We start from the raw sequence: 10373 nt of genomic DNA on the forward strand, positions 1-10373 counted from the left end.
GCAAAACAAAGAGTAAAATAGTGGAAGGAAATGGAAATGAAACGGTTTCTGAACATAGTTGCTGATATTTTTTACCCGAGATGCTGTCCGGTCTGTCAGAAAATACTGGCAGATCAGCGAAGGATGATCTGTCCGGAATGCGAGAAAGAACTTCGTCCGATTGGTCATCCCAGATGTTATAAATGTGGAAAACCCATAGAAACAGGGGAATACTGCAGAGACTGTCAGAAACACAGGCATATGTATGAACAGGGAAGAGGGATTTTTGTTTATGATGGCATAATGAGAAGATCTGTTACCAGATATAAGTACTATGGATGCAGAGAATACGGTGATTTTTATGCCAGAGCAATGTATCGATATGCACAGAAAGAATTGCGGGAATGGAAGCCGGATCTGATCGTGCCGGTTCCGGTACACAGGTCGAAGGAGCGGCAGAGAGGTTTTAATCAGGCTGCATATCTGGCGGAGAAACTCGGTCATTATACCGGGATTTCCACAGATGTCAATATTGTGCAGAAAGTTTTAAAGACAAAGTCGCAGAAAAAACTGAATGCTTTGCAGAGAAGAAAAAACCTGGAAAAAGCGTTCTGCGTGACCGGAGATGTCAGGGGAAAGAATATCCTGGTGATAGATGATGTGTATACAACAGGAAGTACGATCGATGCAATGGCCGGATGCCTGAAGAGAAAAGGTGCCGGAAATGTTTATTTTCTTACGGTTTGCATAGGCAGGAGATAAGAAAAAACACTTTTCATACATAATGATATATGTTACAATTAATCTGTATGATTATATGAATGATATCAGGTTGTTGCTGAGAACAGAGTGAACAGTAATAGCGGATTATAGCAAAAGGAAAAGCATACAGTAAGGAGTAATTTATGTTAAATGAAGAGAAGATAAAAATCATGAATAAACTTGCCATGTATGAACAGGGGGAAGGAAAGAAATATCTTCCGGTCAGCAGGTACTACCGTAGTGATTATATCGGACTTGCCATGATTAAGAATTTTTTCCTTGTTACGATTGGGTATTGCCTGATTCTGGCCGGTATCGCAGCATATTTTGCTGAATATCTGATAGATAATGTTCATAAGATGAACCTTGTTTCACTGGGCGTGGAAGTTATTCTGGGGTATGTGGCAGTGCTGGTACTGTTTTCTGTCCTGACATATATCCAATATACGGTGAAATACCACAAAGCAAAGAAAAGTGTGAAAAATTATTATGAAGAACTTACACAATTAAGTAAAATCTACGGTCGCGAAGATAAAAAATCTTCAGCCAGAGGAGTTACAGGAGGATATAAAAAATGACAGCATTACTCGAATTAAAACAGCGAATAAAGAATTTATACAGCCAGTATGAGATTTATATCCTGCCTGTCTTACGTTTCGTTCTGGCAATGGTTTATTTCATATGGATCAATACCAATATGGGATATATGAAGCAGATCGATAATATATTTATTGTTCTGATCCTTGCACTGATCTGTTCCATTCTTCCTTCAGGTGTAATGATTTTTGTAGGATTTGCCCTGATGGTCGCACATGGTTATGCACTGGGGATAGAAGTTGCAGGTTTTATGCTTGTGCTGATCCTGTTTATGGCAATTCTCTTCCTGAGATTCAGTTCAGACAATAATTTAGTACTTGTATTTACACCGCTTTCCTTTGGGTTCAGTGTTCCGACGCTTCTTCCTATCGGAAGCGGACTTTTGTGCAATGCGTTTTCTGCACTTCCTGCAGGCTGCGGAGTGATTATTTACTATTTTATCCGTTTTATACGTGTACAGCATAAACTTCTGGAAAACCCGGATGTTGCCATAGCTGACAAATTAAAACTTCTGACAGATGGAATCGTGCAGAACTGGGGAATGTGGATCACAGTGATTGCCTTTATCGCAGTGATTCTGCTGGTGAATCTGATACGTACCCGCTCTTTTGACTATGCATGGAGAATTGCCATTATTGCAGGTGGAGTTGTGTATGTTCTGATGATTATTGCAGGTGGATTTTATTTTAGACTGGATATTGATGTTGTTACGCTGATCATTTATACAGTGATCTCTGTGGTGATAGGATTACTTCTTGAATTCTTTGTATTTGGTGGTGACTATACCCGTACCGAGAGACTGGAATATGAGGATGATGAATATTATTATTATGTAAAAGCAGTGCCGAAAGCCTGTGTCACAACATCTGAAAGAAGTATAAAGAAGATTAACGGAAGTTCTGCAAAGGATGAAAGACCGGCACAGGATAACGTTGTTTCTTATGCGAATCCTATTTTTCATGGTGATGAGAAAGCAGTGACGACAGATGAGGCTGCAGCACCTGTAGAGAGAAAGAAAGATATTGACAGCGTGGATTTTGAGAAGAAACTGGAAGAATCATTAAAAAATCTGTAAAAAGCAGTTTCCGGTAACGATGAGACATACGAGCCAAAATTCCATTGCCGCAGGCAATCTGGAATGAATTTTGGCTACGTTACTGTGAACGGAGTGAACAGTAACACAAAATCCACTGAAAACATTTTCAACGATAAGATATATAAAAATGATAAGGAAAGGAGAGCCATATGCAGGATTTTTCAGGAAATTTGATAGAAACATTATCAAGACTGGCATTTCCTAAGATTGGGATTATAGATATCATACAGATTGCACTGATCGCTTTTTTTGTATATCAGTTCATGGTATGGATCAAATATACTCATGCATATACACTTCTGAAAGGAATACTGGTCGTTCTCCTCTTCATTCTGATCGCGTATATTTTCAGGATGAATACGATTCTGTGGATTTTTTCAAATCTGGCAAGTACACTGATCGTAGGTGTGATCGTTATTTTTCAGCCGGAGCTCAGAAAAGTTCTGGAACAGCTTGGACAAAAGCGAATCATGGCTTCACTGATACCTTTTGATGCAGGTAAAGAGGTGAAGGAAAGATTTACGGATAAAACCATCAGTGAGCTGGTCAAAGCATGTTTTGATATGGGAGAAGTTAAGACCGGAGCACTGATCGTAATTGAGCAGAATGAGCTGCTGACCGATTATATAAGAACAGGTATTAATCTGGATGCAATCCTTACCAGTCAGCTTCTGATCAATATATTTGAACATAACACACCACTTCATGACGGAGCTGTTATTGTAAGAGAGAACAGGATTGTGGCTGCAACATGCTATCTTCCACTGTCTGATAATATGGAACTGAGCAAACAGCTTGGAACGCGGCACAGGGCAGGTGTGGGGATCAGTGAGCAGACAGATTCTGTTACGATCATTGTATCAGAGGAAACCGGTCAGGTATCTGTAGCGCAGGGAGGAAAGCTGACCAGAAGTGTAAACAGTGCAAAACTCAGAGAAATCCTGGTCAGAGCGCAGAATAAGCAGGTTGTAGACAACAGCAAACTTCGCCATTTACTGAAAGGAAGAGTGAAGCATGAAGAAGCGAAAAATAACAGATAATATACCTCTGAAAATCATGTCTGTCGCAATAGCTGTTGTGCTATGGCTGATCGTTGTAAACATAGATAATCCGACAGGAACCAATTACTATACGCTCAATGATGTGGAACTGATCAACAAGGAATATGTGGAATCTTCAGATACCATCGGTAAGATGTGTATGCCGGAACAGAACCAGGATTCCATAAAAGTTGCGATCACTGCAACCAAGAAGATCAGAGACAAGATCAAAGTCACAGACATCTCTGCGGTAGCTGATCTTCAGCAGGCGGTAAGCCTGGATACAAATCCGGTTATGGTTCCTATTACCGTTACCTGTTCTGTACCGGGGGTATCTCCCAGTGATATCAAAGTTACTCCTCAGAATCTCAGTGTAAATCTTGATGAAAAAGAGACACAGGAGTTTGTGGTAAATGTCAGCAGAGGTGATACGAAACCGGGCAAAGATTATGAAGTAGGAAGTCTGACTGCCAGTCCGGAGAAAGTAAGGATTACAGGCCCGAAGACGCTGATCAATAAAATAGATAAGGTAAATGCTTCCATTGAACTGGATGGGAATACAGAGGATTTTACACAGGATGTAAACCTTACGATCATTGATAAGAATCAGGAGGTACTTACCGATTCTGAAATGAATTCATTGCGGATTGAGAATAATGCAAAAGTAACAGTGACTGCAAAATTATGGAAAATCCGTCAGGGAGTGCAGATATCTGCAGATTATGTAGGGACACCGGCTGAAGGATATCAGGTTGGGGCTGTGAGAACAGTGCCGGATACGATCAGTGTAGCAGGCAGTGCAGAAGGTCTTGAAAGTCTTGCGGATAATAATAATGTGATCACTATACCGGAAGACAGTATTGATATTTCCGGTGAATCCGAAGATGTGGAGAAAAAAATCAGTCTTACGAATCTTCTGCCGGACAATGTGAAACTTACCAGTGACTCCAGTGAAGATGTATGGGTGACTGTAAGTATTCTTCCGGCCGGAAGCAGAGAGTTTGAATTTCCGACTAAGAATATAGAGGTTAAGAATAAACCGAAAGATCTGCAGGTAACATTTGAGACTGCGCAGATAGAAGTGAGAATCAAATCAGATAACAAAGATCTGGATGATCTGAATAATGACAAAGACATTAAGGCATCTATAGATCTGGATGGCAAAAAAGAAGGAAGTTATGAAGTCCCGGTTGAGATAGTCTTGCCGGATGGTTATGAGACAGTGGAAGATGTGACTACGGAAGTAGTGATTTCATCAGGGACTGCTGTTGATGACAGTAAGGAAAACAAGGAATAAAAGAATTCTCCACTTACAGAAGGGGTAGTAACAATATAAGAGGAACAGTGAAATGGTCAGTAAAAAAGTGACAGTTAAAAATCCCACAGGTCTTCATCTGAGACCTGCGGGGATTTTGTGCAATGAGGCAATGAAATACCAGTCACAGATAACATTTGTCTACGATGGGGGCATGGCAAATGCAAAGAGTGTACTGAGTGTACTTGGTGCATGCGTAAAATGCGGAAATGAGATAGAACTTACCTGTGAAGGTGTTGATGAACAGGAAGCCCTGGATCATCTTGTTGCTGCTATTGATAGCGGCCTTGGCGAGTAGAAAGCTGCTGTGCACAAACAGAGTGAACAGTAACCATAAAGTAACATGAATAAAAGAGGAGGAACTTATTGTGAAAAGAAGATTAGTTGCGGTTACATTGAGTCTTATTATGACAATGGCAACTGTCAGTGAAGCAGGTGCTGCTGCATTTACTTCACCTGATACAGCTCCGGCTGTTGCCACACAGACAGATGCAGAAGAAGTAAATGTTACAGAAGAAACTTCTGAAACAGAAGCAGACGCTTTTTCAGATGGAGATGATGGGACAGCAGTACCATCACAGGAACAGACAGACGACGCATTTACAGCGGGAACGGATACGGCTGCTGCATTGCCGGACGAGACGCCGTCAACAGCAGATGCTACGGATGCCGTTGGAGCCGCTGTAGTGAAAGCTGAGGACTGGGTAAGCACAGAGAATGGCTTTAAACTGCGCAAACCTGCAAAAAATCAGGATACAGCAAATACAGATGATCAGAAAGCAGCAACAGCAGCACTACCCGATGAGGAGATGCTGTCTGAGACTGACGGATTCTCAGGAGATCAGACAGAATCATCTGAAACAGCAGTGGCTGAAACAGATACAACAGCTGTGACAGCAGAGGTTACAGCAATGGAAACACCAGCAGCAACGGATACAGTGTCTGTAACAAATGAAGAATTTTATACAGTGGCAGACGGAATTGTAAAGATCAGCACAGAGTATAAAGGGGAAACCCATACAGGATATTATCTGTTTGATGAAGAGGGAATCCTTGTAACTGGACAGGCTGAGGTAAAAGAAAAATCTTCAGCTGATGAAGAACCGACATCAGATGCAGCTCAGTCAGCAGGAGAAGATGCCACAGGGGAAGAAACAGAAGCCCAGGCAAATCAGTCCTATTTTACAACTGCAGATGAGGCTGTTGTTTATACCGGATGTGAAGGAGAAGCGATAACTCCATATACATCTACAGTAGGCCAGCAGGAGAAGAGTGTATGGAAATGGACAGGAACATATTTCCAGTACTACGATGAGAATGGTAATCTGGAGACAATTGCACAGCTTGAAGCGAAAGCAAAAGCAGCAGGTACATATACCGGATATTTCAAGATCAATGAGGATTATTACTGCCTTGATTCTGAAGGTAAGCCACAGACAGGAGAGATCACCCTCACAGTTAACGGCGAATCAAACCTGTATTATTTTGATCCTGCAAGCAGCGACATTCCCGGAAAAATGTTCCACAATGGATGGCTTCGTTCAGATACCACTAAGGGAGAGCGCTGGCTGTATTTTAAAAAGGGAAATATTCCGGCAGACATCGGTAAATATTATAAGCGTGGCGTAGTTGCCACAGCTATCCCGGAGAAAGGAACCGGAGATTACTTGCTGGATGCCAATGGATATGTTCTGAAATCAGTGATGAAGAAGGCTCAGAATGGTGCATATTACTGTACCGACAGTAACGGCCAGATTTATAGAAATAAACTTGTAAAATACGGCAATTTCAGATATTATTTTGGCTCAAACGGAAAGCGGGCAACCTGGACAAAGAGATGGGCAAAAGCAGGCGATCATTACTATTACTTTGGAAGTACTCCGGGTCGTGTTGTTGAGAAACATGGCTGGCAGAAACTTGTCAGCACCAGTGGCAAATTCCTTGGCTGGCTGTATTTTGATTCCAAGGGAAATCATTATACGGATAAGTGGACTTCCGCAGGTTATTATTTTAAACCATCAGGAAAGCTTGCAAGCGGTTTGACAGAAATCGATGGAAAGAAATATATATTTGAATCATCTACATCCGCAGAACACAAAGGTAAAGTATATAAGAGCACAATGGTGCGCTATAAAAAGAAATGGTATATCGCATCCTCTAAGGGAAGCCTGTATAAGAGCGGATGGAGAAAATACAGCGGCAATTACTATTATCTTAAAGAATGTGTGGTTCAGACAAATCAGTTTATGAAAAAGAATGGAGTAAACGGTTATCTGGATGCAAACGGTAAATATACAAGAGGATGGGTAATTGTAAGTAATGCTAAAAACCTGGTGAGATATATCGATCCGTCAGGAAACGGATTTGCAAGAAATAAGAGTATGAGAGTTAATGGAATTCTGTATTACTTTGACCGTAACGGATACCGTATCACTGATCTGACAAACAGATACAGAGGACCGTATTCTGTTCAGGTGGACAGAGTAAACGGAGTTATGACTGTTTATGCTGATTCAGCCAGAACAATTCCTGTTAAGACGATCAGGGTATCTGTAGGTTTAGCAGGAACACCAACTCCGACCGGTAACTTTACACTGAGCAGAAGCCTGAGGTGGCAGCCTCTTATGGGACCATCCTGGGGACAGTATGGAACTCATGTAGACGGTGCCGGACAGGGAGGAATCTTTGTTCATTCTGTAGCCTGCGGCCAGGCAAACTCATATAATCTTCCGGCAGTAGAGTACAATAAGCTTGGATCTCCCGCATCACATGGATGTATCAGAACCTGTGTGGCAGATGCGAAGTGGGTTTATGAGAACTGTAATGGCGCACCGATCAGTATTATTGATGGTAAATATAAAGCAGATGATGCAATGAAAGGACCTCTTGGAAAGAAAGCACTGACTCCGTTAAGAGGAGCTGCTAATTTTGATCCTACAGATCCGGCTGTCTGATCCGGATATTTCTGCCAGGATAAATAAACATAATTGCTTATAGAAACGAAATATGCAAAACGGCTGCACAGAGCAAGAAATGTGCAGCCGTTTTTGGGTATATATCAGGGATTATCTTGCGAAAATGTAATATAGTGTGTATAATATGTTAATAGTATTGTAATAAAATGGACGTTTATTAGAAGACAGGAGTAGAAAGATGAAAAGAGATTTTTTAAAAATCAGAAAAAGGCTTATTGTTGGTTGTCTGGCAGCTGCGATAGCTGTAGCGCAGCCTGTAAGCTCTGTTTTTGCAAATCCGCATTATGACAGACGTGATACAGTGGCTGAGGAGGAATTTATTTATTCTGCAAGAACTTCCGGTACAGAGTCATCAAGAAAAAAAGTGAACTCCAAAGCATGGAAAAAGATCAACGGTGTCTGCTATAACGGAAGTGGTGAAATCATTCCGGGTGCGATAACCAGAGGCATGGATGTCTCTGAATGGCAGGGCAATATTGACTGGAAACAGGTAAAGAGGTCTGATATAGATTTTGCGTTTGTCCGGATCTCCTATGGCCTGACTCACGAAGATTATACCTATGATGAGAATATGACAAATGCAGAACTTGCCGGAGTACCCACAGGCACCTATGTGTACAGTACAGCCTTATCGACAACTACCGCATTAAAGGAAGCACAGCTTGCCATCAGCAAAATGCAGGGTTACAAGGTTTCCTATCCGGTCGTATATGATCTGGAGTATGCAAAAGCAAGTAAGCTTTCTGCAAAAACAGTCTCAGAGATGGCACTGACCTTCTGCAATGAAGTGCGCAGGGCCGGATATTATCCAATGGTTTACTGCAATACCAACTGGTATGATAATTACATAGACTGGTCCTTATTATCAGGAGTGGATGTATGGATCGCAAGATATGGGGACACGATTCAGGCACCTGATAAGGAACGGTACAATTATACAATATGGCAGTCCACAGACGGTAACCGGGAAAGCGGACTGAATAGTACCAGCGGACTGGTAGCAGGAATTCCTGCAGGCAATGATGTTGATATGGATTTTGGCTATGTGGACTATACAAAGAAAATTACGCCGAGATGGAAATCTCTGCATTCCTATGTTCCGGCAATGAAACCCGATACAGGCAGCAACGATGGAAGCCAGGAACAGACAGGACTTCATCAGGAAAATGGAAAATACTATTATGTCAATGAAAATGGCGAACGTGTGTCAGATCAGTGGGTAACTGTAAATGGAAAGACCTATTATATCAGTTCTGATGGTTATGCTCTGATGGGAATGAAGAAAGTAGACGGGAAATGTTACTGGTTCCATACAAAATCCGGATATATGTTTAAAAACCGCCGCGTGACCAGATCTACCGGCGATATCTACTATTTTGGAAGCGACGGTGTACGTTGCGAGAATGGAATGTACAAAGTCAGGGAAAAAAGTGGGGAGCACACCTATTATTTCCGGAAAAACGGAAAAGCGTATAAGGGATGGCTGACACTGAATGGTAAAAAATACTATTTTTACAAAGGCAGTTCCGCACTTTCCGGTACGCGTGCCGAGAACATTACACTGACCAGTTCCAACAGGATTGTATCTGTGTTTGATGGAAATGGAGTGTGTACCAGACAATATAAAAAGCGGTAAAAAATATTGAAACATATAAAAAGATCCTGCAGCTGTGGCACTGATGGAAATTCTGCAACAGCTTCGGGATCTTTTTATGAAATTGCCGTAATTAAAGCGTATAGATCAGGATACCTGCAATGATGATCAGGTTTCCCATGATTTTTCCTTTCGTGATTTTTTCCTTCAGAATGAAATGAGAGAGAAGCAGGACAAACACATAGGCGGCAGTATCAATGACAGGACCATAGCGCATATCTACTTTTGTATAACACCATGTATTGAGGAGGAGGATCAGCATATATATGGTGTATGAGAGAATCACCCGGAAATTGAGATATTCCCTGATTCGGTTTTCGTATTTGATATTTGCGCTCTGTTTCAGAAGTATCTGTGAAACAGCGGAAAAAAATGTTCCGCTCAACATGATTAAAATAAATGTTCTATTCATATCTCTGCACCGTCCATACTCCAAATAAAACCACCAGAATACCTATGATATTCTGAATGGAAAGATTTTCATGAAAGATCAGCACTGCCCATATCTGCGACCACAGAAGATAAACACTTTTATTGGCATAGGCAGTAGACAAAGAGAATTTCTTGATGACCTGCTGCCAGGTGATGGCGTAGATTCCGCAGTTGGCTACCATCAGGAACAGGAACAGGTAAAGCAGAGGACTGCTGAGACCATGTTTATTATACTGAACAGATGCAGCTTTGGAAAAAACACTTGTCAGTGAAAACAGCAGGATATTCAGATGAAGTTGTATGTAGTCTTTGAGTTTTGACATAATACCTCCGGGCGATAATGGTATTTTACGGATTTTGTCCAATAGAGCGTGTCTGAAAAATCATTCCCGCAAATTGTGACGCACATCTTGCAGAAAGCCTTTTTCAGACACGCTCTAGCCTGAAAGCTGTCGGACAGTAACTATTTTACATAAAAAAGCAGGGAAGTCAAGGTTTGTGCAGCAGGAATCTTGAAAAGAAA

11 protein-coding genes are annotated in these 10373 nt (G+C 41.5%); 9 read left to right on the forward strand and 2 right to left on the reverse strand.

What is annotated here, in order from left to right:
- The first annotated feature begins 36 nt into the window (after positions 1–36).
- The 8 genes from LJE09_RS03660 (at position 37) to LJE09_RS03695 (ending at position 9400) form a co-directional block, all read left to right on the forward strand.
- Positions 37–741 carry a ComF family protein gene (locus LJE09_RS03660; RefSeq protein ID WP_055059797.1) on the forward strand — a complete coding sequence of 235 codons (705 nt, stop codon included), beginning with the start codon at positions 37–39 and terminating at the stop codon, positions 739–741.
- A gap of 143 nt (positions 742–884) precedes the next feature.
- Complete coding sequence (locus tag LJE09_RS03665) at positions 885–1319, forward strand: hypothetical protein (protein ID WP_008706141.1); 435 nt, start codon at positions 885–887, stop codon at positions 1317–1319.
- Positions 1316–2413, forward strand: a complete 1098-nt coding sequence (locus LJE09_RS03670) for a hypothetical protein (protein WP_008706140.1) — start codon at positions 1316–1318, stop codon at positions 2411–2413. The genes LJE09_RS03665 and LJE09_RS03670 overlap by 4 nt, the downstream gene beginning before the upstream one ends.
- Positions 2414–2583: 170 nt before the next feature.
- Positions 2584–3474, forward strand: a complete 891-nt coding sequence (gene cdaA / locus LJE09_RS03675; protein WP_022380116.1) for a diadenylate cyclase CdaA — start codon at positions 2584–2586, stop codon at positions 3472–3474.
- Entirely contained in the window at positions 3449–4771 is a 1323-nt protein-coding gene (locus LJE09_RS03680) for a CdaR family protein (RefSeq protein WP_008706136.1), read from the forward strand. Before cdaA ends, LJE09_RS03680 begins: the two co-directional genes overlap by 26 nt.
- 52 nt (positions 4772–4823) lie before the next feature.
- On the forward strand, positions 4824–5087 hold the full coding sequence (locus LJE09_RS03685) for an HPr family phosphocarrier protein (RefSeq protein ID WP_022380118.1): 264 nt from the start codon (positions 4824–4826) through the stop codon (positions 5085–5087).
- Positions 5088–5157: 70 nt separating this feature from the next.
- Positions 5158–7743: a L,D-transpeptidase family protein gene (locus tag LJE09_RS03690; RefSeq protein ID WP_055053015.1), complete on the forward strand. Its 2586-nt coding sequence runs from the start codon at positions 5158–5160 to the stop codon at positions 7741–7743.
- Between the two features lie 199 nt (positions 7744–7942).
- On the forward strand, positions 7943–9400 hold the full coding sequence (locus tag LJE09_RS03695) for a glycoside hydrolase family 25 protein (protein ID WP_008706131.1): 1458 nt from the start codon (positions 7943–7945) through the stop codon (positions 9398–9400).
- 91 nt (positions 9401–9491) lie between these two features.
- Here the strand turns inward: LJE09_RS03695 and LJE09_RS03700 are convergent, their stop codons facing one another.
- Positions 9492–9830 (reverse strand): EamA family transporter, encoded by a 339-nt coding sequence (locus LJE09_RS03700; RefSeq protein ID WP_008706130.1) that lies wholly within the window; start codon positions 9828–9830, stop codon positions 9492–9494.
- Positions 9823–10173, reverse strand: a complete 351-nt coding sequence (locus tag LJE09_RS03705) for a hypothetical protein (RefSeq protein WP_008706128.1) — start codon at positions 10171–10173, stop codon at positions 9823–9825. The genes LJE09_RS03700 and LJE09_RS03705 overlap by 8 nt, the downstream gene beginning before the upstream one ends.
- 62 nt (positions 10174–10235) lie before the next feature.
- Here LJE09_RS03705 and LJE09_RS19105 point away from each other — a divergent pair, with 62 nt between their 5' ends.
- Entirely contained in the window at positions 10236–10313 is a 78-nt protein-coding gene (locus tag LJE09_RS19105) for a DUF6783 domain-containing protein (protein WP_420313958.1), read from the forward strand.
- Positions 10314–10373 lie beyond the last annotated feature (60 nt).

Origin of the sequence: Blautia sp. DFI.3.45, from assembly GCF_020593505.1 — a bacterium.
In the GTDB taxonomy this organism is placed as follows: Bacteria; Bacillota; Clostridia; order Lachnospirales; family Lachnospiraceae; genus Blautia_A; species Blautia_A wexlerae.